Genomic DNA, 24,132 nt, shown 5'->3' with positions numbered 1-24,132 from the left:
ATATCTGGCGTTGACTTTTGGCACGCTGTTGAGTTCTCAAGGAACGGACGCTTCCTTCAGGCCCTTTTCACCAGGCCCTCCGGGCTTTCCCTTCGGTCTTGCGTTTCCAACCTTACCAGATCGTTTTCCCATTCCGTTTCCGGACTTGGATTCCGATCGGGCGGCCGACTGGAGAGGCCTTCTTGCTTTTGCCTTTCGGCGTGTCCACTACGTTAGCCGATTTCCTCGGCGACTCATAATCGAGTTCATCCGAAACGATTTTCGGCATGCCGAAATTGCGCCCGTTGGGGCTTCGTCGTAAGTAGTGGATGGCCGCTTCGGGGGGTGCTGAACAGCAGGCCCGTCTCAAGCGGCTCGGAATACGTTAGGCGTCCGGGATGGACGAGTCAAGTCGACCGCTTGCGGGGGGTGTGGGCCCGATACGGGCTCACCGTGGGGTCGCCGTCGATCCAGAAGCGCCAGGGATGCCGGGCGCCGTCGCCGCCGACTCCCGTGCGGGGTCCGCTGCGTACCAGGTCGGACGGGGGAGCCTGGCCCGTATAGAGGGTCAGAGGGGCGTCGGCTCCCCGGTCGGCGGAGCAGAGGTCCGTGCCGTTGAGGGCCCGGTCCACATCGAGTGCGGTGGCGAGCCGGGCCGGACCTTTGGCCAGTTCCTTGTCGTTTCGGGCCGAGAGTCGACGTTCCCGGGTCAGTTCCCGGCCCCTCAAAACCTCCCCCGCGCGCAGCAGTACCCCGCTCGCCCGGCCCTCGGGCCCGCACACCACATTGAGGCAGTGCCACATCCCGTAGGTGAAGTAGACATAGGCGTGGCCGGGCGGGCCGAACATCACCTCGTTGCGCGGGGTCCGGCCGCGGAAGGCGTGGGAGCCGGGATCCAGCTCGCCCGCGTACGCCTCGACCTCGGTGATGCGCAGCTCGATGGGTCCCTCGGCGGTCCGGCGGACCAGGACACGGCCCAGGAGGTCGGGCGCGACCTCCAGGACGGGGCGGTCGAGGAAGGCCCGGGGCACCGGGATCCCGGCGGATGGCTCGATCATGGCGTCCGAGGGTACCCGTGGAACCGGGGAGGGCCGCCGGGCGTTTCCATGAGGCACAAACCCGTACGAAGGAGTGGATCAGGACATGGGCTTCAAGAAGCTGCTCGCGAGCCTCGGTGCCGGTGGCGCCTCGGTGGAGACGGTGCTCACCGAGGAGAACGTCGTTCCGGGCGGTGTCGTCCAGGGCGAGGTGCGGATCCAGGGCGGCTCGGTGGCCCAGCGGATCGAGGGGCTGTCGCTGGGGCTCCAGGCCAGGGTAGAGATGGAGAGCGGCGATCACGAGGTCAAGCAGGACCTCGAGTTCGTGAAGCAGCGGCTCGGCGGCGAGTTCGAGGTGCAGGCGGGGGCGGTCCATGTAGTGCCGTTCGGTCTGCACATCCCGTGGGAGACGCCGGTCACCGCGATCGGCGGGCAGCCGATCCGCGGCATGGACATCGGGGTGCGGACCGAGCTGGAGATCGCGCGGGCGGTGGACTCGGGCGATCTGGACCCGATCCGGGTGCATCCGCTGCCGTCGCAGCTGGCGATCATCGACGCCTTCGGGCAGCTCGGCTTCCGGTTCAAGAGCGCCGACATGGAGCGGGGCCGGATCCGGAACACCCGGCAGCAGCTGCCGTTCTACCAGGAGATCGAGTTCTTCGCCCCGGAGCGCTACCGGGGGCTGAGCCAGGTGGAGCTGACGTTCGTCGCCGACGACCGGGAGATGGACGTGATCCTGGAAATGGACAAGAAGCCGGGGCTCTTCACCGACGGCAGCGATTCGTACAAGGCGTTCAGGGTCGGTCACCACGACTTCGCCTCGAAGGACTGGACCGCCTACCTCGACCAGTGGCTGACCGAAGTCGGCGGTCGGCGCAACTGGTTCTGAAAGACCCTAGGGTCGGGGGACCAAGCCGACAGCGAATCGGAGGTTCAGACGTGACCGAGCAGCAGCGGGCTCCCCTGCCGCATGCCTTTCATCCCGAGGTGGCGTCGTTCACGGTGGTGAGCGACGATCTGGCGCCGGGTGCGGTGCTGGACGCCGCCCAGGTGTACGCGGAGGGGAACACCTCGCCGCAGCTGCGCTGGGAGGGGCACCCGGCCGGGACGAAGAGTTTCGCCGTGACCTGCTTCGACCCGGACGCGCCGACCGGGAGCGGGTTCTGGCACTGGGTGGTCTTCGACATCCCGGTATCGGTGACCGAACTGCCGGCGGGTGCGGGCGGCGGGGCGTTCCCCGGGCTGCCGGAGGGCGCGGTGCACGTCCGTAACGACTACGGGTCGAAGGAGTTCGGCGGGGCCGCTCCCCCGGCGGGTGACGGGCCGCACCGCTATGTCTTCACGGTGTACGCGGTCGACACCGAGAACCTGGGTCCGGATGCCGACGCGTCGCCCGCGGTGGTCGGATTCCATCTCCGCTTCCACGCGCTGGGCCGGGCCCAGCTGATCGGGGAGTACGAGGTTTCGGCCGACGGCTGAGGTTCGTGGTCCGGTCGCGGTCGCACTGACCGTTCGTTTCTTGTTTGCCCTGTCCTGGTCCTGGAGAGATCAGGACAGGGCAGTTTTTCTGTCCGGTGGTGTCGTTGGTCCGGCGGTTCGGATATTGCGTTGTCCATTACGGCGCGTCCGGCCAGAGTTGATCCATCCCCGGGCCCGCGGAGGCCGGGCCGGTAAACGGAGGTGGGGGACGATGCGGGACACGCTGGTACTGAACGCGAGCTTCGAACCACTGTCGACGGTGTCACTGAATCGCGCCGTGGTTCTGGTCCTGCAGGACAAGGCCGTCGTCGAGCAGGCCCACCCCGGTCTCCGGGTCCGCGGCGCTTCGGTCGACCTTCCGGTGCCCCGGGTAATCAGGCTCTGCCGCTACGTCCGGGTGCCGTTCCGAAGACAGGCCCCGTGGTCGAGGCGGGGTGTGCTGGTCCGGGACCAGCACCGGTGCGCGTACTGCGGTAGGCGCGCCACGACCGTGGACCATGTGGTGCCGCGGTCCCACGGCGGTGCGGACAGCTGGCTGAACACGGTCGCGTCGTGTGCGGAGGACAATCACCGCAAGGCCGACCGTACGCCGGAGGAGGCGGGGATGCCGATGCTGCACCAGCCGTTCGTGCCGTCCCCGGCGGACGCGATGCTGCTGTCTCTGCGGGCCGGTGAGCGGTCCGAGCTGCCGGAGTGGCTGCGGGCCGAGCGGCCCGCGGCGTAGGCGGAGAAGAAGGCGCGCAGGAGAGGTCGGACGAGGCCCGTTCCCGGGGAGGGGCGGGCCTTTTCCCGTACCGGAGCGGCGCGATCGGGCGTCAGCCGTACCGCTGGATCAGCAACTGGACCAGGGCGACGGTGCCGACGACGACGATGAGGGCGCGGAGCACGGTGGGTGAGAGCTTGCGGCCCGTCTTCGCGCCGATCTGGCCGCCGATGGTGGAGCCGACGGCGATCAGTACGACGGCGGTCCAGTCGAAGTCCGCGGCGAAGAGGAAGAAGATCGCGGCGACGCTGTTGACGACGGCGGCGAGGATGTTCTTGGTGGCGTTGAGGCGCTGGAGGGTGTCGTCGATCAGCATGCCCATCAGGGCCATGTAGATGATGCCCTGGGCGGCGGTGAAGTAGCCGCCGTAGACGCTGGCCGCGAGGAGCCCGGCGAGGAGGAGGGGGCCGCCGTCGGGGTGGGGAGTGGTGCCGGTCTTCTCCCGGCGGCGCTGGACGGCGCGGCTGATCCGGGGCTGGAGGACCACCAGGACCAGGGCGAGGGCGACCAGGACCGGGACGATGGTCTCGAAGGCGGTACTGGGGAGGGTGAGCAGCAGGGCCGCTCCGGCGACTCCGCCGACCGCCGCGACGGCGGAGAGTCTGAGGACGCGGGCGCGCTGTCCGGCGAGTTCGGCCCGGTAGCCGATGGCTCCGCTGATGGATCCGGCGACCAGGCCGAGACCGTTGGAGACGGTGGCGGTGACCGGGGGGAGCCCGACGCCGAGGAGGACCGGGAAGGTGATCAGGGTGCCGGATCCGACGATGGTGTTGATGGTGCCCGCGCCGATGCCCGCGGCGAAGACGGCGAGCATCTCCCAGATGGTCATGGTGCCCCCTGCATGATCGGTGCGCTGGGCACCGATCATGCCGGACGGGGTGGGTGATCAGTCGACGGGGGGCACTTCGCGTCGTTCGGTGCCGCTGCCGTTGCCGTTGCCGCCGGTGTTGAAGCCGGGGACGCCGCCGCCGAGGTTGCCGAAGGCGCCGGAGAGGCCCTTGAGGGCGTCGCCGATCTCGCTGGGGACGATCCAGAGCTTGTTGGCGTCGCCCTCGGCGATCTTCGGGAGCATCTGGAGGTACTGGTAGGAGAGGAGCTTCTGGTCCGGGTCGCCCGCGTGGATGGACTCGAAGACGGTACGGATCGCCTGGGCCTCGCCCTCGGCGCGCAGGGCGGCGGCCTTGGCCTCACCCTCGGCGCGGAGGATCGCGGACTGCTTCTCGCCCTCGGCGGTGAGGATCTGGGACTGCCGGATGCCCTCGGCGGTGAGGATCGCGGCGCGCTTGTCGCGGTCGGCGCGCATCTGCTTCTCCATCGAGTCCTGGATGGAGGTGGGCGGCTCGATGGCCTTCAGCTCGACGCGGTTGACGCGGATGCCCCACTTGCCGGTGGCCTCGTCGAGGACGCCGCGGAGCGCCGCGTTGATCTCCTCGCGGGAGGTGAGGGTGCGCTCCAGGTCCATGCCGCCGATGATGTTCCGCAGGGTGGTGACGGTGAGCTGCTCGATGGCCTGAATGTAGCTGGCGACCTCGTAGGTGGCGGCCCGGGCGTCGGTGACCTGGTAGTAGATGACCGTGTCGATGTTGACGACCAGGTTGTCCTGGGTGATCACCGGCTGGGGCGGGAAGGGGACGACCTGTTCGCGGAGGTCGATGCGGTTGCGGATCGAGTCGATGAACGGGACGACGATGTTGAGGCCCGCGTTGAGGGTGCGGGTGTAGCGGCCGAACCGTTCGACGATCGCCGCGCTGGCCTGCGGGATGACCTGGATCGTCTTGATCAGGGCGATGAAGACCAGCACCACCAGAATGATCAGGACGATGATGATCGGTTGCATCGCGTTTCCCCGTGCCCTTCGCTGCCGGATGATGGTGTGATGATGATCGAGTTTCCCAGATGACGGGCGGTCATGCGGGCCGTTCCGGTCAGATGACCACGGCGGTCGCGCCGTCGATCTCTACCACGTCGACCTGGCGGCCGGGTTCGTAGCTCTGCTCGGGGTCGAGCGGCCGGGCGGACCACACCTCTCCCGCCAGTTTGATCCGGCCGCCGTTGCCGTCCACCCGTTCGACGACCACGGCCTGACGGCCTTTCAGGGCGTCGACTCCGCTGGTGAACCCGGAGGCCTGGGAGCGGTGTCGGGCGGCGATCGGCCGGACTACGGCGACCAGGGCCACGGACACCACGACGAAGACGAGGACTTGGAGGACGACCCCGCCTCCGAGCGCCGCCACGACGGCGGCGACGACCGCGCCCGCCGCGAACATCCCGAACTCCGGCATCGCCGTGAGGACCAGGGGGATACCCAGTCCGACCGCCGCGATCAGCCACCACACCCATGCGTCGATTTCCACATGGTCATGGTAGGTCGGCGGCCCGGCTCGGGACAGAGGGCGAGGGCGGCGGTCAGCCCAGCGGAAGTCCGTGGGCGGTCCAGCGGTCGCCGCGGCGCTCGACGACCAGCGGGAGGCCGAAGCAGCGGGAGAGGTTGCGGGAGGTCAGTTCCATCTCGATGGGACCGGCGGCCAGTACCTTGCCCTGGCGGATCATCAGGACGTGGGTGAAGCCGGGGGCGATCTCCTCGACATGGTGGGTGACCATGATCATGGAGGGGGCGTACGGGTCGCGGGCGAGCCGGCCGAGGCGGCGTACGAGGTCCTCGCGGCCGCCGAGGTCGAGACCGGCGGCGGGCTCGTCGAGGAGGAGCAGCTCGGGGTCGGTCATCATGGCGCGGGCGATCAGGGTGCGCTTGCGCTCGCCCTCGGAGAGGGTGCCGAACTTGCGGTCCAGGTACTCGGTCATGCCGAGCCGGTCGAGGAAGGCGCGGGCGCGCTCCTCGTCGACCTGGTCGTAGTCCTCGTGCCAGGTGGCGGTCATGCCGTAGGCGGCGGTGAGGACGGTCTGGAGCACGGTCTGGCGCTTGGGGAGCTTCTCCGCCATGGCGATACCGGCGATGCCGATCCGGGGACGGAGCTCGAAGACGTCCACGCCGCCGAGGCGTTCGTCGAGGATCCGGACGGTGCCCGTGGTGGGGTAGAGATAGCTGGAGGCCAGGTTGAGGAGGGTGGTCTTCCCGGCGCCGTTGGGGCCGAGGATGATCCAGCGCTCGCCTTCCTTGACCGACCAGGAGACGTCGTCCACCAGAGCGCGTCCGTCGCGGACCACGGATACGTCCACCAGCTCCAGTACATCGCTCATGAGCGCGTTGTCTCCCCATGCAATCGTGTTGAGGTGTCCGGGGGCCCGACGCCTGTGGGCAGCCCCCTCGAAGAAATCTACGCCACCTGCCGGGCTTACCCGTCCCCCGGTCCGCCCCCGGGTCCCGGCCGGGTCGCCGCCGGGTCGCCGTCGGCCGGGGGCGGGGTGGTCCGGGGCCGGTTTCCGGGGCCCGGTCTGCCTAAGGTGGAGGGATGATCTCGGATCCTTCGGAACCACGTTCAGGACGGCTGGCGATGTGGGGCAACGCCCTGCTGGCGGGCCGGGTGTCGCCGGACGACGCGGCGGGGGCGATCACCGGTGACGACGCGGCGCACCGGGTCCGCGGGCTGCCCGGCGAGACGGCTCCGGTGGGGCTGACGCTGGCCCTGGGGCGGCTGCGGGGTCTCGGGGTGACCGGCTGGCGGGTGGCGCTGCCCGTACCGGGGCATCCGCTGGGGCTCAGCGGACCGGCCGAGTTCAACGCGCGGGCGCTGGAGGCGACGGAGGCGGCGGTCGGGTTCGGGGCGCCGTACGGGCTGGTGCCCGAGGTGTCCGAGGCCGGGCCCGCGGGCGATCGCCATGTGGAGGTCGTCTGGGAGTGTCTGCCGGTCCGGGAGGCGCATCCGGCGGACGTACCGTCGCTCGGCGAGGCGGAGCGGGAGCTGGCGGAGGGGCTGCGGGAGGCGACGCTGGTGCTGTCCCGGCTGGATGTGGCGGCGTCGGGTCCGGCGGCCGAGGCGGCGATCGACGCCTACCGGGCTCGGGCGGAGGCGGGGAGGGCGGCACTGGCGCCGGGGTATCCGCCGCGCGCGGTCCGGGTGCTGGAGCTGGCGGGCCGGGTGGGGGCGCTGGTGGCACTGGCGCTGACGAGCGGTCACGGGGGTGCGGTGAGCGCTTCGGAGATGGCGGCGCGGGGCGAGGCGCTGCGGCCGGTGGAGCGGGTGGCGCGGCGGGCGCGGGTGGCCGCGTACAACGCCTATGTGGAGGAGCTGGAGCGGGGGCGCTGAGTTCGCCGGGTGTGCCGTACGGCAGTACGTAGGGACGGCCGGGGTGCCGTGGGCGGCCGTAAGGCGGTGTGCCCTACGGCGGTGTCGAGGGTGCCGTACGGCCGGCCCCGGCCGGAGGGGGGCGGGCCCCCTCCGGCGGGTGGGGGTCAGCCGTTGTGGGCGGCGTTGCCGAAGACGGGGTTGAGCACGCCGATCACATTGACCGAGTTGCCCGAGGCGTTCACCGGGATGTGGACCGGGACCTGAACCACATTGCCGGAGGCGACGCCCGGGGAGTTGACGGCGTGGCCACCGGCGTGGGCACCGCCGCCGGTGTGGGCCGCGGCGACACCGGCGCCCGCGGCGACCAGGCTGCCGGTGATCAGGGTGAGCGCGGCGGCCTTCTTCAGGTTCTTCACGTGGGTCTTCCTCCTGGACGACGGCCGCGGCGGGTTCGCCGCGGCACGCCCTGGAGAACGGCCGGACGGCGCGGGGGTTGCGCCGTCCGGGTGACATTCATCCGACGGTATGAATCTTCGGCTCCCCGGGAACCCGGCCGGATCGGGCCGGGGCGACGGTTCCGGATCGGATCGGATCGGGGGTCAGGTGGTGAGGCCGTGGCGTACGGCCCAGAGCGCGGCCTGGGTACGGTCGGCGAGGTCGAGCTTCATCAGGATGTTGGAGACATGGGTCTTGACCGTCTTCTCCGACAGGACGAGGGCACGGGCGATCTCCCGGTTGGAGCGGCCGTCCGCGATCAGGCCGAGGACCTCGCGTTCCCGTTCGGTGAGTGTGCCGCCGCGGCCGGTGCCGGTGGCCGGGTCGTCCTGGGAGAGCAGGGCCCCGGCGACCTCGGGCTGGAGGAGGACGTGTCCGGCGTGGACGGAGCGGATGGCTCCGGCGAGCGCGTCCGGGTCGATGTCCTTGTAGACGTAGCCGGAGGCCCCGGCGCGCAGGGCGGGGACGACGGTCCGCTGCTCGGTGAAGCTGGTGACGATCAGGACCCGGGCCGGGTTGGCCGCCTCGCGCAGTCTGCGCAGGGCCTCGATGCCGTCGGTGCCGGGCATCTTGACGTCCATCAGGACGACGTCCGGCCGCAGCTCCTCGGCCCGGGCGACGCCCTCGTCGCCGTCACCGGCCTCGCCGACGACCTCGATGTCGTCCTGGACCTCCAGGAATGTACGGAGTCCGCGCCGGACGACCTGGTGGTCGTCGACGAGCAGTACGCGAATACGGTCACCCACCGGGGACCTCCATTTCGATCGTGGTGCCCTGGCCGGGCGTGGAGCGGACCCGGAGCCGGCCGCCGACGCCGCTCGCGCGGTCGCGCATGGAGACGAGTCCGAGGTGGCGTCCCGCCCGGCGGACCGTACGGGGGTCGAACCCCTTGCCGTTGTCGGTGACGCTGAGGACGGCACCGGCGCCGCGCCGGGTGAGGGTGACGTCGACCTTGTCGGCCGCGGAGTGCCGCAGCGCGTTGTGGAGGGCTTCCTGGGTGACCCGCAGCAGGGCCTCCTCCTGCGCGGCGGGCAGGGCCTTCAGTCCGCAGGTGTCGAAGGTGACCCGGGCACTGTGGGCGCGGTCGAGTACCTGGATCTGGTTGCGCAGGGTGTTGACGAGGCCGTCCTCGTCGAGGGCGGCGGGGCGCAGCTCCACCACTGCGGCGCGCAGCTCGTCGGCGGCCTCGGCGGCGAGGGCGGCGACCTGGTGCAGTTCGTCCTTGGCCCGGACCGGGTCGCGGTCGACGAGGGCGGCGGCGGCCTGGGCGGTCAGCCGGAGGGAGAAGAGCTTCTGGCTGACGGCGTCGTGCAGCTCGTGGGCGAGGCGGGAGCGTTCCTCGGCGATGGTCAGCTCGCGGCTGCGTTCGTAGAGCCGGGCGTTGGTGAGGGCGATCGCGGCGTGCTGGGCGAGGATCGACAGCAGTTCCTCGTCGTCCTCGGTGAAGCCGCAGCCGCCGTCGGTGCGGGGGCACTTCTTGTTGGCGAGGAAGAGGGCGCCGATGGTCTCCCGGCCGTCCTTGACGGGGAGGCCGAGGAAGTCCTTCATATCGGGGTGGGCGGCGGGCCAGCCGCCGAAGCGGGGGTCCTCGCGGACGTCGGCGAGCCGTTCGGTACGGGCGTCGCGGAGCATGGCGGCGAGTACGCCGTGCTGCCGGGGCAGCGGGCCGATGGCCTTCCACTGGGCGTCGCTGACGCCGTCGACGACGAACTGGGCGAAACCGCCGTGGTCGTCGGGGACGCCGAGGGCCGCGTACTCGGCGTCGAGCAGTTCGCGGGCGGAGGCGACGATCGTCTTCAGGACGTCGCGGACCTCCAGATGTCTGCTCATCGCGAGGAGTGCGGTGCTCACGGCGGCGAGGCCCGCGCCGGTTCGGTGACTCATGTGTTCACCGTACCGGCGGGAGAAGGGGCCGGTATCGGGCCGGGGACGGCGGGTGATTAGGGCCCTGGGCCTAGGTCGAAGTGCCTTCCCGGGTGGGGTCCGGCGGACGAGGCGCGGGGCACGGGACCGTTTCTACGGTGGCGGCGACGGCGCGTGGCGCGTACGGGTGCCCGCGGATGCGGGGAGCGGGCGGCGGGCCAGCGGAAGTGGAAAGGGGATGCCGATATGCCGGTAGCGGTGGTCACGGGTGGTTCCAAGGGGCTGGGGCGGGCGCTGGGGCTCGCGCTGGCGGCCCGGGGCTGGGATCTGGTGCTGGGGGCGAGGACCGGGAGCGTGCTGGCGGCCACGGCGCGTGCGGCGGCGGCGTACGGGACGCGGGTGGTGGCCGTACCGGGGGATGTCACGGACGGGGCGCACCGGGCGGCCCTGGTGGCGGCGGCCGGGGAGCTGGGGGGTCTCGACCTGCTGGTGAGCAATGCGAGTGTGCTGGGGGCCGAGCCGCTGGTCCGGCTGGAGGAGCATCCGCTGGCGGGGCTGCGGCGGGCGCTGGAGGTGAATGTGGTGGCGGCGCTGGGGCTGGTTCAGGAGGCGCTGCCGCTGCTGCGGGCGTCGGCGGCGGGCACGGTGGTGACGATCAGCTCAGAGGCGGGGGCGGAGCCGTACGAGACCTGGGGCTGCTACGGGGCGGCGAAGGCGGCGCTGGACCACCTGGCGGCCGTGCTGGGGGTGGAGGAGCCGGGGCTGCGGGTGTGGGCGGTGGATCCGGGCGATATGGACACCGATCTGCATACGGCGGCGGCCCCGGCGGAGGACGGCGAGTACCGGCCGACGCCGGAGTCGGTGGCGCCTGCGTTTCTGCGGCTGCTGGACGAGCGGCCGGTGAGCGGGCGGTACGGGGCGCGATCGCTGCTCTGACCTTTTTACGGGGGCGGGGTGCGTTGTGGGGGCGGTGCGTCGCCGGCCGCGGGCCGTATGGGTTGCCCGCGGCCGGCGACGCGCCGCCCCCTGTGCCTTCGGCGGCGGGGGGGACCCTCGGCGCCTCTTTCCCCCTTTCTCCGGCGCACCGCGCCTCCGGGTCCCGGAGGGCGCTTACTCATCGAATTGCGGCTGCAACGGATGGTGAGATCGACGGGGGGTGGGTGTGAGCCCTGGCATAGGGCGCAGGTCACTTACGAATTTCGTTAGTAGGCGGATAAAGACCTCGTGAGCGGGGTCGTGTCGGGTGAGAGGCACTTATCGCGGCAGTGCGATCCACTATCCGGGGTCGTACGTCACATGATTGCCAGGGGTTTTTGCCGCAGCTAAGAATTGCTTCTCGTTGCCGCCCCGCCGTGGAGCGAAGCAACCGCTCCGGCCCGAATGCAGTTCTCGGGCGGCAATATCCCCGACCGAAGAGGTACGCCTGTATGTCCGCGCCCAGCATCCGTATGACCAAGGCCCGCAAGGTCTCGATCGCCGGTATCGCCACCGCCGGCGCCGCAGCTGTCACCCTCTCCCTCGTGCCCGGTGGTGCCACCAAGGCCGAGGCCGCCCCCGCGCAGGTCCCGGCCGCCGTCTCGGCCGCCGCCGTGGCCGACCGGTCCGAGGCCGTCCAGGCCGCGGTGCTGAAGACGGGCCTGGAGGCCCAGAAGAACGGTTTCGACGCCCAGGTCGAGGCGGCCGTGAAGCAGGCCGTCAAGGTCGAGGCCGATGCCGCCGCCGCTGCCGACGCCGCGCTGAAGAAGGCCGCGGCCGACGCCGCCGCCAAGAAGGCCGCAGCCGCGAACGCCGCGAAGAAGCGGGCCGCCGAGTCGCAGGCCGCGACCCGTTCGGTCGCCGCTTCGGCCGCCAAGCCCGCCGCCAAGCCCAAGGTGTACGCGAACAACCTCGACGGCTGGATCCGCGAGGCGCTCGACATCATGGACAAGCACGAGATCCCGGGTTCGTACAACGGGCTGCACCGCAACATCATGCGGGAGTCCAGCGGTAACCCGAAGGCGATCAACAACTGGGACATCAACGCCCGGAACGGCATCCCCTCGAAGGGCCTGCTGCAGGTCATCCAGCCGACCTTCAACACGTACCACGTCAAGGGCACCCCGTTCGACCTGTACCACCCGGTCGCCAACATCGTGGCCGCGGCCAACTACGCCGCCGACCGCTACGGGTCGATCGACAACGTCTTCGGCGCCTACTGAGCCGACGACGGACCTCTTCGGACGCCGGAAGGGCGGCACCCCGCGCGGGTGCCGCCCTTCCGGGCTGTGGTCCTGCCGGGCCGGGCCCGGCTACTACTTGCGCATGACCTCCGGCTCGTGGCGGCGCAGCAGCCGGGCGACCGCGAGGCCGCAGACCACGCCGATGGCGAGCAGGATCCCGATATTGATCCCCCACTGGGCGACGGTGCTCTCCCAGAGCGGATCGGTGTCCCCGGGGTTCTTGGCGTCCCAGGGCGGCATCAGCCGCCCGAGGTCGAGGGTGGCGCCGACGCCCGCGATGGCCCAGCGCGAGGGCATCAGATAGGCGAACTGCTCCAGGCCGGGCGAGCCGTAGATCTTGAACAGCACACCGGTGAAGACGACCTGCACGATGGCGAACATCACCAGTAGCGGCATGGTCTTCTCGGCCGTCTTGACCAGGGACGAGATCACCAGGCCGAACATCATCGAGGTGAAGCCCAGGGCGATGATCACCAGGCACATCTCGACGGCGGGCGGCATGAGCAGGCCCTCGGAGGGCAGCTCGCGGGTGGCGAAGCCGATGCCGCAGATGATCACGCCCTGGAGGGCGGTGATCATGCCGAGGACGATCACCTTGGACATCAGATACGCGGAGCGTGACAGTCCGGTCGCCCGTTCGCGTTCGTAGATCACCCGTTCCTTGATCAGCTCACGGACCGAGTTCGCCGCGCCGGAGAAGCACATTCCGACCGCGAGGATCAGCATGATCGTGCCCGCGTCGCCGTTGAACGGGGTCTTGCCGTCGTCCGGCGCCGCCAGGCCGAACTTGGCCGGGATGACCACGCTCACCAGCCCGAGGACGGCCGGCAGGATCACCATCAGTCCCATGAAGCCCTTGTCGGAGCCGATGACGGAGAGATAGCGGCGGACCAGGGTGAAGAGCTGGGCGCCCCAGCTCTGCGGCTTCGGCGGCCGGATCTGCCGGGGGGCGGCCTGGGGGACCTGCGCCGGGGCGGCGGCCTGATCGGCGTCGGCGGCGTAGAGCCGGTAGTGCTGGGAGCCGCGCCAGCGGCCCGCCCAGTCGTAGTCCCGGTAGTTCTCGAAGGCGGAGAAGACATCGGCCCAGGTGTCGTAGCCGAAGAAGTTGAGCGCCTCGTCCGGCGGGCCGAAGTAGGCGACGGAGCCGCCGGGCGCCATCACCAGCAGCTTGTCGCAGAGGCTCAGCTCGGCGACCGAGTGGGTCACCACCAGGACGGTACGGCCGTCGTCGGCGAGGCCGCGCAGCAGCTGCATCACATCGCGGTCCATGCCCGGGTCGAGTCCGGACGTGGGCTCGTCGAGGAAGATCAGGGACGGCTTGGTGAGCAGTTCGAGGGCGACGGAGACCCGCTTGCGCTGGCCGCCGGAGAGGGCCGTGATCTTCTTGTCGCGGTGGATGTCGAGCTTCAGCTCGCGCAGCACCTCGTCGATCCTGGCCTCGCGCTCGGCGGTCGCGGTGTCCCCGGGGAAGCGGAGCTTGGCGGCGTACCGGAGCGCCTTCCGTACGGTCAGCTCCTTGTGCAGGATGTCGTCCTGCGGTACGAGCCCGATCCGCTGGCGCAGCTCGGCGAACTGCTTGTAGAGGCTGCGCTGGTCGTAGAGGACCTCGCCCTCGTTGGCGGGGCGGTAGCCGGTGAGGGCCTTGAGCAGGGTCGACTTGCCGGAGCCGGACGGGCCGATCACGGCGACCAGCGACTTCTCGGGGACGCCGAAGGAGACGTCGCGGAGGATCTGCTTGCCGCCGTCGACGGTGACGGTGAGATGGCGGGCCGAGAAGGAGACCTCACCGGTGTCGACGAACTCCTCCAGCCGGTCGCCGACGACCCGGAAGGTGGAGTGGCCGATACCGACGATGTCCTGGGGGCCGATGAGGACCGTGGCGGACTTGGCCATCGGCTGGCCGTTGACATAGCTGCCGTTGTGGGAGCCGAGGTCGCGGAGTTGGAAGCGGCCGTCGGGCGTGGCGGTGAACTCGGCGTGGTGGCGCGAGACCTGGAGGTCGGAGACGACGAGTTCGTTCTCCAGCGCGCGGCCGATCCGCATCACCCGGCCCAGGGCCAGCTGGTGGAAGGTGGTGGGACTGCGGTCGGCGTGCGGCCCCTGGCCGTGTCCCTGCGCCTGGCCGTGGCCCGGTACGTGGCCCGGGTGACCGGCGGCAAGGCCGGGCGGGGCGTGCTGGGCGGGGACGTGCGGCAACGGCTGCTGCGGGTGTGGCTGCTGCGGCTGTTGCGATATGTGCTGGTGGCCGGGGGGTTCCGGCCAGCCGTGCGGGGCCGGTGCGCCCTGCGCCGGCGGCGGGGCGCCGTGCCCCGGTACGCCCTGGGCCTGGCCGCCGTGGGCCGGGGCCACCGGTGCCGCGGCCCGGGCCGGGGCGGGCGCGGCAGGCCGGGCGTACGCCTGCGGCTGATCGTGGCCATGGGCCGGCGCGGGCGCCTGGGCCTGCGCGGGCGGCGCGGTCAGTGTCAGCAGCGGACCGTCCGTGGCGTTCCCCAGCCGGACCACCGCGCCCGCCGCGAGATCGGTCTGCTGGACCCGGTGCCCCTCCGCGTAGGTGCCGTTGGTGCTGCCGTGGTCCTCGATGATCCAGCCGCGTCCGCCCCATCGGATGCTGGCGTGCCGCCAGGACACCCGGCCGTCGTCGAAGACCACGTCCCCCTGCGGATCCCGCCCCAGGGTGTACGTCCTGGCCGGATCGAGCGTCCAGGACCTTCCATTCCATTCCAGTACGAGTTCCCGCACTCCATGCCCCACTAGTTGTCCCCCGAATTACCCCCGTGCCAGGGAGTCTAGGGAAGGCGAATATCGGGGGGAACTATTTCAGGCGGGGCACCGGAGAAGGAAACCGGGCTCGCCGCGGGCCCGGACGGCCGGGCCCACAGGGCCGGTTGACGGCCGGGAGTCCCGGCCCGACAGTGGTAGGCGTCCATCGCTCCCCCGCGCTCCCTCGGCCGCGTTCTCGCGCGCCGCCGGGAGCGGGGCGGCCGGGCGCCGGTTCGGCGGCCGGGGAGCCGGAAGGATCTGGGGAGGGGACTCGTGGCGGGCACGGACGGTTCCGGCGGCCGGGGAGCGCCCGGGTACGGACGGACCGGGCGGCGGCCCGCCGGGCGGGCGCTCCCCTGGGCCGATGTACTGCTCTCCGGCCTGGCCGCCGTCGGCTGGGCGTTCGTCGCGATGGCCGGGGCGGCAGCCCTGGGGCTGTGGCTGCTGAACGCGGACGCCGAGGGGCGGCTCGGTCCGATGACCGCCGCCGTGGTGGTGCTCGCGGTGGGCGGTTCGGTGGTCCCGGCGGGTGATGTGTCCCTGTTCGGACTGACCGGCGCCGAGGCCACGACGGGACTGGAGATCGCTCCGCTGGGGGTGGCGCTGGCGGGCGCGCTGCCGCTGGCGGTGGTCTTCCTGCGCTCCTTACGGCGGGCCGGGGCGGTGTCGGGGCGGGAGCTCGCGGTCCGGGCGGGCACGGTCGCGCTGCTGTTCACGGGGACGACGGCGGGGCTGGCCCGGGCGGGCCGGGACGTGGTGACCTTCGACGGCGAACGGCTCGTACCGGACGGCGGCGGTGGCGGTGGCGGTACGGGCCCCGGCGGGCTGTGGGATCCGGGCGGGCTACGCCTCCCGGACGGGCTGGACGACCTGGGGCGGCGGCTCGGGGACTCGGCGGGGCGGCTGCCCGGCCGGCTGGCCGAGCTGGTCGACGCCCGGGCGGCGGTCGGCTTCCGGGTGGAGGCCGCGGATTCGGCCCTGGGCGCGCTGGTGTGGGTGGCCGGGGTGCTGCTGATCGCCCTGGTGGCGGGCCGGGTGGCGCTGCCGGGCGTCGTCGGCCGATGGCACGGCCGGGCGCGCCCGGCGGCGTCGGCGCTGGTCTCCGTACTGCTGGGGGCCGTGGTCGCGGGGTACGCGGCGGCCGGGTACGCGGCGATCGGCGACGAGCATCCGCGGCTGATCGCGGGGTCGGCCCTGCTGGGGGCGCCCAACGGGGTGTGGCTGGGGGTGCCGCTCGGGCTCTTCGTGCCGGTCGGCGGACGGGCGGACGGGGTGCTGGCCGGGGCCGTGCTGCCGGATCCGCTGGACGAGTTCTTCCGGGGGGCGGACGGGGAGCCCGCGACGGTGGCCCGGCTGGCCGAGCTGGACTCCCGGGTCTGGCTGCTGGCGGTGGCCGCGGCGGTGCTGATGCTGCACGCGGGGGTGCTGGCGGCGGCCCGTACCCCGTTCGCGGGGCGGGGCCCGGCCGCCTATGCCGTCCGGTGCGCGCTGTGGCTGGGGGCTCTGTCGGCGGTGGCGCTGCCGCTGCTGGTCGAGCTGACGGAGGTGTCGGTGGGGGCGTCGCTGTCGCTGCTGGGCTTCGACGCGTTCGGGGCCGGGATCGCGGTGGCGGGCCGTCCGGGGTGGGCGGCGGCGCTGGGCGCGGTGTGGGGCGCGGGCGCGGGCGGTGCGGGGGCGCTGCTGGTGTACGCGGCGGGGCGGCGGGGCCGGGCCCGGCTGGTCGCGGAGCCCGTACCGCCCGGTGGCGGTCCCGGGGCGGTGGAGCCGTACGGACCCGGCGGGCGGGAGGCGGGCCCGTACGGTACGGGGGGCGGGCCGGAATCGGAGCCGTACGGTACGGGAGACAGCGGCCCAGGCCCGTACGATCCCGCGCCGCCGTACCGGCCGCCGAATCCGGGGACCAATCCCTATCTGCGGCGGCCCCCGGACGACCGGTGAACGGTGTCCAGCAACCGGGACACGGCGGCTCGCAGTGACGTTTCGCGGTTACGGTGGGACCACCATGAGCGCTTCGCAGAATTCCGATGTACGTACCCTTCTGGTCAAGATCTTCGGGAAGGACAGGCCGGGGATCACCGCCGGTCTGTTCGACACCCTCGCCGCCTACGCGGTCGACGTCGTCGATATCGAGCAGGTCGTCTCCCGGGGGCGCCTGGTGCTGTGCGCCCTGGTCACGGCGCCGACCACGGCCGGGGCCGACGAGGGCGATCTGCGGGCCACCGTGCACAGCTGGGCGGAGTCGCTGAAGCTCCAGGCCGAGATCATCTCGGGCACGGGCGACAACCGGCCGCGTGGTGTCGGGCGCTCCCATGTCACCGTTCTCGGCCATCCGCTGACGGCGGAGGCCACCGCGGCCATAGCGGCCACGATCACCGGTACCGGGGGGAACATCGACCGGATCTTCCGGCTAGCCAAGTATCCGGTGACGGCGGTGGAGTTCGCGGTGTCGGGTGTCGCCACCGAGGCGCTGCGGACGGCGCTGGCGACCGAGTCGGCGGAGATCGGGGTCGATGTGGCCGTGGTCTCGGCCGGACTGCACCGCCGGGCGCAGCGGCTGGTGGTGATGGATGTGGACTCGACCCTGATCCAGGACGAGGTCATCGAGCTGTTCGCGGCGCACGCCGGGTGCGAGGAGCGGGTCGCCGAGGTGACGGCCGCCGCGATGCGGGGCGAGCTGGACTTCGAGCAGTCGCTGCACGCCCGGGTGGCGCTGCTGGAGGGGCTCGACGCCTCGGTGGTGGAGAAGGTCAGGGCCGAGGTGCGGCTGACGCCGGGCGCGCGGACCCTGATCCGTACGCTGAAGCGGCTCGGCTTCCAGGTGGGGGTGGTCTCCGGCGGCTTCACCCAGGTGACGGACGATCTGAAGGAGCGGCTCGGGCTCGACTTCGCCTCGGCCAACACCCTGGAGATCGTGGACGGGCGGCTGACGGGCCGGGTCACCGGGGAGATCGTGGACCGGGCGGGCAAGGCCCGGCTGCTGCGGCGGTTCGCGGCGGAGGCCGGGGTGCCGCTGGCGCAGACCGTGGCGATCGGCGACGGCGCCAATGATCTGGACATGTTGAACGCGGCCGGTCTCGGGGTGGCGTTCAACGCCAAGCCGATGGTCCGTGAGGCCGCTCATACGGCGGTGAACGTGCCGTTCCTCGACACCGTGCTCTATCTGCTGGGCGTCACCCGCGAGGAGGTCGAGGCCGCCGACGCGGAGGCGGCGGCCGAGGACTCCGGCGGGCACGACGGACCCGGCGGACGGGGCGGAGCCGGTACGGAGAGCTGAGCCGGGAGCCCGGAGCGGGGCGACTGCCGGGTATCGCCCGGGTATCCGCCCCCGGCCCTGACGAAGGCCCCGGCGCGAACCTCGCGCCGGGGCCTGTGTCGTCGTCGGAGTCTCGTGGCCGACGGCGGCCGGGGTCAGGGGTGGGGTGTCCAGAAGTCGACGAGCCTGCCGACGCCGTGCTCCACGGACTTCCAGCCGCCGTTGAAGGTGACGACGGCGAAGGCCGAGGTCGGGAACCCGCTGCGGTTCATCCGGGGCAGCAGATCCCCCTCGGCCTCGCCCGCCAGGGCGTCCGCGAGGGCGTGCATACCGGGGTTGTGCCCGATCAGGATGAGATCGGAGACCTCGTCGGAGACCTCGTTCACCAGCGCGATCAGTTCGCCGAGCGACGCCTCGTAGAGCCGCTCCTCATAGACCGTGCGCGGACGGTGGGGCAGCTCGCCGACGGCCAGCTTCCAGGTCTCACGGGTTCTGGCGGCGGAGGAGCAGAGGGCGAGGTCGAAACTGATCCCGGTACCGGCGAGCCGGCGTCCGGCGACGGGGGCGTCCTTGCGGCCTCGCTCGGCGAGGGGCCGCTCGTGGTCGGACACCTCGGGCCAGTCGGCCTTCGCATGCCTGAGAAGAACGATCCTGCGGGAGTCGGTGGACCCGGGAGAGTCGGAGGCTGCCCCTCCGGAAGACGTGGCGACGCTCATGTCCCCCAGCTTCGCACGAAACGGGCCAGCGGGCGCGGGGTGTTGACGTCCCGCTTTCCCGGACCGGAGGCGGGTGACGCCGGGACGCGACCGTACCGGGGGCGCCCGGACCGGGGTCCCGGTGACGCTCGTACGGCCGTCCCGGGGACAGCGGCACGGCAGCGGCACGGCGGAGGGTTCGACGGGGCGGTCAGCGGGAGATGAACTGCCTGAGGTACTCCACCATCGGGGCGATCAGCGGCTGCCCCGTCGGGGAGTCGGCCCGGGCCGGTTCGGCGATCAGCACGAACAGCAGCGCGAAGGCGAGCACGGGAAGGGCGATCCCCCACCACGGCAGCCGGCTGCCGACGGTGTCGCGGGCCGGTCCCGCGTGCGGAAGACCGACGGAACGGGCGGACCGGGCACGCGGAGCGAGCACGGATGCCTCCTCGGGCTGGTCCGGACAGGGGCGCGATGGTCCGGCCCCGGGGCACGAGAAGCCCTGGAGCCGGCGCGAACTCCACCCTAGGGACGCGGGAACCCCGTTCCCATCCGGTGGCCCACCCATTGGTCCCTGAGGCCGGCCCCCTAGGGGATGGTGGGGAGAACCCCACCATCCGCCGCCGGGGGCGGCCATCCGCCCGGGCCAACCGGCTCAGGGCCTCTCTTCCCGATCTTGCCGGGGCTCGCGGGCCCTGGCGGCGCGGGTGGGGGTGCCCCGGGCGGAGCCCAGGGGGCGTACCCCCACCGCGGTGGCTCAATCCTCCGCCGTGCGATTCACGGCACCGGACCCCGCTCACCATCCCGGCCCGATCCGGAAGAAAGACCCTATCCGGGTGAGGCGATGGTGGCGATGATGCCGACCACGACGAAGAAGCCGATCATCGTCCCGAAGACGAGAAGGAGCTTCCGCTGGCCGTTCTGAGGATTCGGTTCGAGAACTGGCTGCATGCCCTCAGTCTCGCATCCCCGTCTCGTCCTCGATCGTCCGGTCCCGCCCCGCGAGAACCCCGAGCAGGATCTGCGGCACCAGCAGCCCCGCCATCAGGGTGAGGGGCAGTTGCCAGCCGCCGCTGTGCTCGTACAGCACACCGACCACCAGCGGGCCGGGGATCGAGATCAGATAGCCGGTCGACTGGGCGAAGGCGGAGAGCCGGACCACTCCGGCGGCGGACCGCGACCGCAGCCCGATCATCGTGAGCGCGAGGGGGAAGGCGCAGTTGGAGATCCCGAGGAGCAGCGCCCAGGCCCAGGCACCGGCGGCGGGGGCGGCGAGCAGCCCGGTGTATCCGGCGAACCCGCTGAGTCCGAGGACCACGACGATCGGGCCCTGGTGGCGGAGCCGGGCCGCGAGCCGGGGGATGACGAAGGCGAGCGGTACGCCCATCACCATGGTGACGGCGAGCAGTACCCCGGAGGTCCCGGCGGGCACGCCCGCGTCCCGGAAGATTTGCGGCAGCCAGCCCATGGTGATGTACGCGCCGGTGGCCTGGATCCCGAAGAATCCGGCCAGCGCCCAGGCGGTACGGCTGCGGACGATCCGCCCGGCGGGCCGCTCACCGGCACCGGAGGTGTCCGAGGGGACGGTGGCCGGGGCGGCGGCTTCGGCGGGGGCGGGCCCGGTGTCCCGGGAGCGGCGCCTCCGGTCGCGTACCACCAGCGCCCAGGGGACGACGGCGACGACGGCGAGCAGGCCCCAGACCGCGAGGCCGGTACGCCAGTCGCCGCCCAGCGCCGCCGTGAGCGGCACGGTGGTGGCGGCGACCACGGAGGAACCGACGGCCAGGGCCATCGAATAGAGGCCGGTCATGGTGCCGACCCGGTCCGGGAAGTACCGCTTGACGATCACCGGCATCAGGACATTGCCGACGGCGATGCCGATCAGGGCGAGGGCGGTGGCGGCGAGGAAGCCGGGGGTACCGCCCGCGAAGGGCCGGAGGAGCAGTCCGGCGGCGACGGCGGCGAGGCCCGCGCAGACGACGGCGGCGGGCCCGAAGCGGCGGGCGAGCCGGGGGGCGGCGATCCCGAAGACGGCGAAGGTCGCGGCGGGGACCGAGGTGAGGAGCCCGGCGACGGTGCCGCTCATCCCGAGTCCGGTACGAGCCTCCTCCAGCAGGGGACCGAGGCTGGTGATCGCGGGCCGCAGATTGAGGGCGGCGAGCACGACGGCGGCCATGACGAGCCGGGTGAGCCAGACCGTACCGGGGGTGCCGGACCCGCCCGCCGGGACGGCCTCGGCGGCTTTCCGGGAAACACGGGAAACCCGGGACACCGGGGACGGGGCGGCGCGCGGGGCGGAGGGCTCGTCGGACATGGCACCATCATAGAATCATGGGATGATTGACCGTCCACTTCCGGACGGCTGCCTCCGCCCCGCACCGGCCACCGGCCCGCCACCAGGAGCATCCATGACGCTGACCTCGCCCCGGCGCTCGGGCCTCACCGATCAGGTGATCGCCCAGCTGCGGAACCAGATCACCTCCGGTGAGTGGCCGGTCGGCTCGCGCATCCCCACCGAACCGGAGCTGGTCGAGGAGCTGGGGGTGGCCAGGAACACCGTCCGGGAGGCGGTCCGCGCGCTGGCCCACAACGGGCTGCTCGACATCCGCCAGGGCTCGGGGACGTATGTCGTCGCGACGAGCGAGCTGGCCGGGGTGATGCGGCGCCGGTTCGCCGAGTCCACCCCCCGCCATGTGGGCGAGGTCCGCTCCGCCCTGGAGTCCACCGCGGCCCGGCTGGCCGCCGAGCGGCGTACCGAACGCGATCTCGCCCAGCTCGACACTCTGCTGGCCCGCCGCGAGGAGGCCTGGCGGGCCGGGGACGCCGGACGGTTCGTCGCCGCCGATCTGACCTTCCATCTGGCGGTGGTCGCCGCCGCGCACAACGACGTACTGGGCGAGTTGTACGCGGACCTCGGCGATGTCGTACGGGACCGGCTGGCCGACCACGTGGGGCCCGAGCTGCGGCCCGAGCGCCATATGGACCACGCGGCGCTGGTGGCGGCGATCCGCGCGGGCGACGGCGACGCGGCGGCGGCCGAGGCGGCGAGCTACCACCTCAGCTGTCCGGACGGCCGCCGAACGGAAGATGGGTGACCCAGACCGCGCGGACCCGCTGCCAGCAGCGGTCGGTCAGCTCGATGTACTGCGCCGGGCCGATGTCGACGGGCGGGCCGTCGACGTCCACGTCCCACCACCGGTCGCACTCGATGTGCAGCCGGACCCGGTCGGTCACCGGATAGGGGTTGTGGCAGTAGGCGGTGGCGTACGAACCGTCGGCCTCGGTACGGCACTCCGCCCGGTACGGCTCCGGCGTCCCGGCACCGGCCGCCGACTCCTCCGGAACCGACTCCCCGGGGCCCGGGGCGTCGGCCGCCGGGCCGTTCTGCGACACCGCCTCGGGTACGGCGCCGACCAGGATCGCGGCCAGGGTAAGCAGGGGGGCGACAAGGGCCCGCGCGGCGCGCTCCGTCGTACGCACTGGCGAGACCTCCTCGGCCGTACGGCGGCCCACCGGACCGCGGCTGCACCACAAGGGGGATGGCCTCTCCACCCTCCCCCGGCGCCCGGCCCGCCGCACCCTCCGGGGGCCGAACGGGCGACGCCCCGCCCCCGCGCGATCGCGGGGAGCGGGGCGTCCGACGCCGTACGGCCGGGGCCGCTCAGGCACCCATCATGTGGACGCCGCCGTCCACGTGCAGAACCGAGCCGGTGGTGCGGGGGAAGAAGTCCGAGAGCAGACCCACGATGCCGCGGCCCGCCGGGTCTGGGTCGGACTGGTCCCAGCCGAGCGGGGCCCGGTGGTCCCAGATGTCCGACAGGTCCTCGAAACCGGGGATCGACTTGGCCGCCATCGACTTCAGCGGACCGGCCGAGACGAGGTTGCAGCGGATGCCCTTGGGGCCCAGATCGCGCGCCAGATAGCGGTTGGTGGACTCCAGGGCCGCCTTGGCGACGCCCATCCAGTCGTACTTCGGCCAGGCGACGGTGGCGTCGAAGGTCAGCCCGACGACCGAGCTGCCCTCCTCCATCAGGGGCAGACAGGCCATCGCCAGCGCCTTGTAGGAGTAGGCGGAGACGTGGACGGCGGTGGAGACGTCCTCCCAGGACGCCTCCAGGAAGTTGAAGGCGCCCTGCGGGCCGAAGGCGATCGAGTGGACGATGCCGTCGATCCGGCCGGTGTCGTCGCTCGCGTGCTCCCGGATCCGGTCCGCGAGCCCGTCGAGGTGCTCCTGGTTGGTGACGTCCAGCTCGATCACCGGCACGGGCTCGGGCAGCCGCTTGGCGATGCGCTCGACGAGGGAGAGCCGGCCGAAGCCGGTGAGGATGACCTCGGCGCCCTGCTCCTGCGCCACCTTGGCGGCGTGGAAGGCGATGGAGGAGTCGGTGAGCACACCCGTGACGAGGATGCGCTTGCCGGCGAGGATTCCGCTCATGCTGATCAGTGACCCATGCCCAATCCGCCGTCAACGGGAATGACGGCTCCGGTGATGTACGAGGCGTCGTCGGACGCGAGGAAACGCACCGCTGCGGCGATCTCCTCCGGCTTGGCGTACCGGCCGACCGGCACCTGGGCGATGATGCCCGCGCGCTGCTCGTCGCTGAGCGCCTGTGTCATGTCGGTGTCGACGAAGCCGGGCGCGACGACGTTGAAGGTGATGTTCCGCGAGCCCAGCTCACGGGCGAGGGAGCGGGCGAAGCCGACCAGACCGGCCTTGGAGGCGGCGTAGTTGGCCTGCCCGGCGGAGCCGAGGAGCCCGACGACGGACGAGACTAGGACGACCCGGCCCTTGCGGGCCCGCAGCATGGCGCGGTTGGCGCGCTTGACGACCCGGAAGGTGCCGGTGAGGTTGGTGTCGAGGACGGAGACGAAGTCCTCCTCGGACATCCGCATCAGCAGCTGGTCCCGGGTGATGCCGGCATTGGCCACCAGCACCTCGACCGGGCCGTGCTTCTCCTCGATCTCCTTGTACGCCTGCTCCACCTGCTCGGCGTCGGTGATGTCGCAGCGGACCGCGAGGAAGCCCTCCGGGGGCTCGCCGGAGCGGTAGGTGATCGCGACCTGGTCTCCGGCGTCGGCGAAGGCGCGGGCGATGGCGAGGCCGATGCCCCGGTTTCCTCCGGTGACAAGAACCGAGCGGCTCAACGGTTCACCCTTTCGATCGACGGACTGGTACTGCCGGGTACCCCCGAAACTATCGGTCCGGGGAGGCTGCCGGAGAATCGGGCCCTGACAGCGCCTTCGACGCGGCACTGTCGGATCCCTACAGAAGCCGGGGCAGGGTCCCCCGGGCGTTCGTCCGGACGGGGGTACCGGGGCGGCCGGTCCCGCGGGCGGTCCGGCGGGGGCACGGCGGCCGGTACGCGGCACCGGGCCCGACCGGTACCGGCGCGTCCGGGCCG

General features: G+C 72.1%; 25 protein-coding genes. 9 read left to right on the top strand and 16 right to left on the bottom strand.

The window, feature by feature from the left end; genetic code table 11:
* Positions 1-386: 386 nt before the first annotated feature.
* The gene (locus ABZ714_RS19065) at positions 387-1,037 is read right to left on the bottom strand and encodes a DNA-3-methyladenine glycosylase (RefSeq protein ID WP_358826415.1); all 651 of its coding nucleotides are present in this window, start codon (positions 1,035-1,037) and stop codon (positions 387-389) included.
* Positions 1,038-1,122: 85 nt separating this feature from the next.
* Here ABZ714_RS19065 and ABZ714_RS19060 point away from each other — a divergent pair, with 85 nt between their 5' ends.
* From ABZ714_RS19060 to ABZ714_RS19050, 3 genes are all read left to right on the top strand, one after another.
* Positions 1,123-1,905 carry a sporulation protein gene (locus tag ABZ714_RS19060; RefSeq protein WP_358826414.1) on the top strand — a complete coding sequence of 261 codons (783 nt, stop codon included), beginning with the start codon at positions 1,123-1,125 and terminating at the stop codon, positions 1,903-1,905.
* 50 nt (positions 1,906-1,955) lie between these two features.
* Positions 1,956-2,495, top strand: coding sequence for a YbhB/YbcL family Raf kinase inhibitor-like protein (locus tag ABZ714_RS19055; RefSeq protein WP_358826413.1), 540 nt, complete (start codon positions 1,956-1,958; stop codon positions 2,493-2,495).
* 211 nt (positions 2,496-2,706) lie between these two features.
* A complete protein-coding gene (locus ABZ714_RS19050; RefSeq protein WP_358826412.1) occupies positions 2,707-3,219 on the top strand; it encodes an HNH endonuclease in 513 nt (170 codons plus the stop codon).
* 91 nt (positions 3,220-3,310) lie between these two features.
* On the opposite strand, the gene ABZ714_RS19045 is transcribed toward ABZ714_RS19050, so the two are convergent.
* From ABZ714_RS19045 to ABZ714_RS19030, 4 genes are all read right to left on the bottom strand, one after another.
* The gene (locus ABZ714_RS19045; protein ID WP_358826411.1) at positions 3,311-4,087 is read right to left on the bottom strand and encodes a sulfite exporter TauE/SafE family protein; all 777 of its coding nucleotides are present in this window, start codon (positions 4,085-4,087) and stop codon (positions 3,311-3,313) included.
* 57 nt (positions 4,088-4,144) lie between these two features.
* Positions 4,145-5,095, bottom strand: a complete 951-nt coding sequence (locus ABZ714_RS19040) for an SPFH domain-containing protein (RefSeq protein ID WP_358826410.1) — start codon at positions 5,093-5,095, stop codon at positions 4,145-4,147.
* Between the two features lie 88 nt (positions 5,096-5,183).
* Complete coding sequence (locus tag ABZ714_RS19035; protein ID WP_358826409.1) at positions 5,184-5,612, bottom strand: NfeD family protein; 429 nt, start codon at positions 5,610-5,612, stop codon at positions 5,184-5,186.
* Between the two features lie 52 nt (positions 5,613-5,664).
* The gene (locus ABZ714_RS19030) at positions 5,665-6,456 is read right to left on the bottom strand and encodes an ABC transporter ATP-binding protein (RefSeq protein ID WP_358826408.1); all 792 of its coding nucleotides are present in this window, start codon (positions 6,454-6,456) and stop codon (positions 5,665-5,667) included.
* Positions 6,457-6,668: 212 nt separating this feature from the next.
* Between ABZ714_RS19030 and ABZ714_RS19025 the strand changes: the two genes are divergently transcribed.
* Positions 6,669-7,463: a hypothetical protein gene (locus ABZ714_RS19025; protein ID WP_358826407.1), complete on the top strand. Its 795-nt coding sequence runs from the start codon at positions 6,669-6,671 to the stop codon at positions 7,461-7,463.
* Positions 7,464-7,609: 146 nt separating this feature from the next.
* On the opposite strand, the gene ABZ714_RS19020 is transcribed toward ABZ714_RS19025, so the two are convergent.
* From ABZ714_RS19020 to ABZ714_RS19010, 3 genes are all read right to left on the bottom strand, one after another.
* On the bottom strand, positions 7,610-7,861 hold the full coding sequence (locus ABZ714_RS19020; RefSeq protein WP_358826406.1) for a chaplin: 252 nt from the start codon (positions 7,859-7,861) through the stop codon (positions 7,610-7,612).
* A 183-nt stretch (positions 7,862-8,044) separates the two neighbouring features.
* Positions 8,045-8,686, bottom strand: a complete 642-nt coding sequence (locus ABZ714_RS19015) for a response regulator transcription factor (RefSeq protein WP_358826405.1) — start codon at positions 8,684-8,686, stop codon at positions 8,045-8,047.
* A complete protein-coding gene (locus ABZ714_RS19010) occupies positions 8,679-9,824 on the bottom strand; it encodes a GAF domain-containing sensor histidine kinase (RefSeq protein ID WP_358826404.1) in 1,146 nt (381 codons plus the stop codon). The genes ABZ714_RS19015 and ABZ714_RS19010 overlap by 8 nt, the downstream gene beginning before the upstream one ends.
* Before the next feature lie 225 nt (positions 9,825-10,049).
* Between ABZ714_RS19010 and ABZ714_RS19005 the strand changes: the two genes are divergently transcribed.
* Complete coding sequence (locus ABZ714_RS19005) at positions 10,050-10,739, top strand: SDR family oxidoreductase (RefSeq protein WP_358826403.1); 690 nt, start codon at positions 10,050-10,052, stop codon at positions 10,737-10,739.
* A 491-nt stretch (positions 10,740-11,230) separates the two neighbouring features.
* A complete protein-coding gene (locus ABZ714_RS19000) occupies positions 11,231-12,001 on the top strand; it encodes a transglycosylase SLT domain-containing protein (RefSeq protein WP_358826402.1) in 771 nt (256 codons plus the stop codon).
* A 93-nt stretch (positions 12,002-12,094) separates the two neighbouring features.
* Here ABZ714_RS19000 and ABZ714_RS18995 read toward each other — a convergent pair whose 3' ends face one another.
* Complete coding sequence (locus ABZ714_RS18995; protein ID WP_358826401.1) at positions 12,095-14,773, bottom strand: FHA domain-containing protein; 2,679 nt, start codon at positions 14,771-14,773, stop codon at positions 12,095-12,097.
* 282 nt (positions 14,774-15,055) lie between these two features.
* On the opposite strand from ABZ714_RS18995, the gene ABZ714_RS18990 reads away from it, so the two are divergent.
* Together ABZ714_RS18990 and serB are read left to right on the top strand one after the other, a co-directional pair.
* Positions 15,056-16,720, top strand: coding sequence for a streptophobe family protein (locus ABZ714_RS18990; RefSeq protein ID WP_358826400.1), 1,665 nt, complete (start codon positions 15,056-15,058; stop codon positions 16,718-16,720).
* A gap of 64 nt (positions 16,721-16,784) precedes the next feature.
* Entirely contained in the window at positions 16,785-18,056 is a 1,272-nt protein-coding gene (gene serB, locus ABZ714_RS18985) for a phosphoserine phosphatase SerB (protein WP_358826399.1), read from the top strand.
* A 134-nt stretch (positions 18,057-18,190) separates the two neighbouring features.
* Here serB and ABZ714_RS18980 read toward each other — a convergent pair whose 3' ends face one another.
* The 4 genes from ABZ714_RS18980 to ABZ714_RS18965 all read right to left on the bottom strand — a co-directional run bounded on the left by ABZ714_RS18980 (position 18,191) and on the right by ABZ714_RS18965 (position 21,044).
* Positions 18,191-18,751, bottom strand: a complete 561-nt coding sequence (locus ABZ714_RS18980) for a histidine phosphatase family protein (RefSeq protein ID WP_358826398.1) — start codon at positions 18,749-18,751, stop codon at positions 18,191-18,193.
* Between the two features lie 190 nt (positions 18,752-18,941).
* Positions 18,942-19,169 carry a hypothetical protein gene (locus ABZ714_RS18975; protein ID WP_358826397.1) on the bottom strand — a complete coding sequence of 76 codons (228 nt, stop codon included), beginning with the start codon at positions 19,167-19,169 and terminating at the stop codon, positions 18,942-18,944.
* 389 nt (positions 19,170-19,558) lie between these two features.
* A complete protein-coding gene (locus ABZ714_RS18970) occupies positions 19,559-19,681 on the bottom strand; it encodes an SGM_5486 family transporter-associated protein (RefSeq protein WP_358826396.1) in 123 nt (40 codons plus the stop codon).
* A gap of 4 nt (positions 19,682-19,685) precedes the next feature.
* A complete protein-coding gene (locus ABZ714_RS18965) occupies positions 19,686-21,044 on the bottom strand; it encodes an MFS transporter (protein ID WP_358826395.1) in 1,359 nt (452 codons plus the stop codon).
* A gap of 94 nt (positions 21,045-21,138) precedes the next feature.
* On the opposite strand from ABZ714_RS18965, the gene ABZ714_RS18960 reads away from it, so the two are divergent.
* Positions 21,139-21,825 (top strand): FadR/GntR family transcriptional regulator, encoded by a 687-nt coding sequence (locus tag ABZ714_RS18960; protein WP_358826394.1) that lies wholly within the window; start codon positions 21,139-21,141, stop codon positions 21,823-21,825.
* Here ABZ714_RS18960 and ABZ714_RS18955 read toward each other — a convergent pair.
* From ABZ714_RS18955 to fabG, 3 genes are all read right to left on the bottom strand, one after another.
* Positions 21,788-22,210 (bottom strand): hypothetical protein, encoded by a 423-nt coding sequence (locus tag ABZ714_RS18955; RefSeq protein WP_358826393.1) that lies wholly within the window; start codon positions 22,208-22,210, stop codon positions 21,788-21,790. The two genes, ABZ714_RS18960 and ABZ714_RS18955, sit on opposite strands and share 38 nt — an antisense overlap.
* 181 nt (positions 22,211-22,391) lie before the next feature.
* The gene (fabI, locus tag ABZ714_RS18950) at positions 22,392-23,165 is read right to left on the bottom strand and encodes an enoyl-ACP reductase FabI (RefSeq protein ID WP_358826392.1); all 774 of its coding nucleotides are present in this window, start codon (positions 23,163-23,165) and stop codon (positions 22,392-22,394) included.
* A 5-nt stretch (positions 23,166-23,170) separates the two neighbouring features.
* Positions 23,171-23,875 carry a 3-oxoacyl-[acyl-carrier-protein] reductase gene (gene fabG / locus ABZ714_RS18945; RefSeq protein WP_358826391.1) on the bottom strand — a complete coding sequence of 235 codons (705 nt, stop codon included), beginning with the start codon at positions 23,873-23,875 and terminating at the stop codon, positions 23,171-23,173.
* Positions 23,876-24,132: the final 257 nt, after the last annotated feature.

The sequence above is a fragment of the Streptomyces sp. NPDC006798 genome, assembly GCF_040635975.1.
Taxonomy (GTDB): domain Bacteria; phylum Actinomycetota; class Actinomycetes; order Streptomycetales; family Streptomycetaceae; genus Streptomyces.
Note: the sequence above shows the minus strand (reverse complement) of the source record. Positions and strands in the feature narration are given on the sequence as shown.

What these genes read in the sequence shown, in the direction of transcription:
- ABZ714_RS19050 (WP_358826412.1), top strand. Translation starts at nt 2,707, where the DNA reads ATGCGGGACACGCTGGTACTGAACGCGAGCTTCGAACCACTGTCGACG.
- ABZ714_RS18980 (WP_358826398.1), bottom strand. Translation starts at nt 18,751, where the DNA reads ATGAGCGTCGCCACGTCTTCCGGAGGGGCAGCCTCCGACTCTCCCGGG.
- ABZ714_RS18965 (WP_358826395.1), bottom strand. Translation starts at nt 21,044, where the DNA reads ATGTCCGACGAGCCCTCCGCCCCGCGCGCCGCCCCGTCCCCGGTGTCC.
- ABZ714_RS18960 (WP_358826394.1), top strand. Translation starts at nt 21,139, where the DNA reads ATGACGCTGACCTCGCCCCGGCGCTCGGGCCTCACCGATCAGGTGATC.
- fabI (WP_358826392.1), bottom strand. Translation starts at nt 23,165, where the DNA reads ATGAGCGGAATCCTCGCCGGCAAGCGCATCCTCGTCACGGGTGTGCTC.
- ABZ714_RS19040 (WP_358826410.1), bottom strand. Translation starts at nt 5,095, where the DNA reads ATGCAACCGATCATCATCGTCCTGATCATTCTGGTGGTGCTGGTCTTC.
- ABZ714_RS19010 (WP_358826404.1), bottom strand. Translation starts at nt 9,824, where the DNA reads ATGAGTCACCGAACCGGCGCGGGCCTCGCCGCCGTGAGCACCGCACTC.
- ABZ714_RS19045 (WP_358826411.1), bottom strand. Translation starts at nt 4,087, where the DNA reads ATGACCATCTGGGAGATGCTCGCCGTCTTCGCCGCGGGCATCGGCGCG.
- ABZ714_RS19065 (WP_358826415.1), bottom strand. Translation starts at nt 1,037, where the DNA reads ATGATCGAGCCATCCGCCGGGATCCCGGTGCCCCGGGCCTTCCTCGAC.
- ABZ714_RS18970 (WP_358826396.1), bottom strand. Translation starts at nt 19,681, where the DNA reads ATGCAGCCAGTTCTCGAACCGAATCCTCAGAACGGCCAGCGGAAGCTC.
- ABZ714_RS19000 (WP_358826402.1), top strand. Translation starts at nt 11,231, where the DNA reads ATGTCCGCGCCCAGCATCCGTATGACCAAGGCCCGCAAGGTCTCGATC.
- ABZ714_RS19030 (WP_358826408.1), bottom strand. Translation starts at nt 6,456, where the DNA reads ATGAGCGATGTACTGGAGCTGGTGGACGTATCCGTGGTCCGCGACGGA.
- ABZ714_RS19005 (WP_358826403.1), top strand. Translation starts at nt 10,050, where the DNA reads ATGCCGGTAGCGGTGGTCACGGGTGGTTCCAAGGGGCTGGGGCGGGCG.
- ABZ714_RS19025 (WP_358826407.1), top strand. Translation starts at nt 6,669, where the DNA reads ATGATCTCGGATCCTTCGGAACCACGTTCAGGACGGCTGGCGATGTGG.
- ABZ714_RS19060 (WP_358826414.1), top strand. Translation starts at nt 1,123, where the DNA reads ATGGGCTTCAAGAAGCTGCTCGCGAGCCTCGGTGCCGGTGGCGCCTCG.
- serB (WP_358826399.1), top strand. Translation starts at nt 16,785, where the DNA reads ATGAGCGCTTCGCAGAATTCCGATGTACGTACCCTTCTGGTCAAGATC.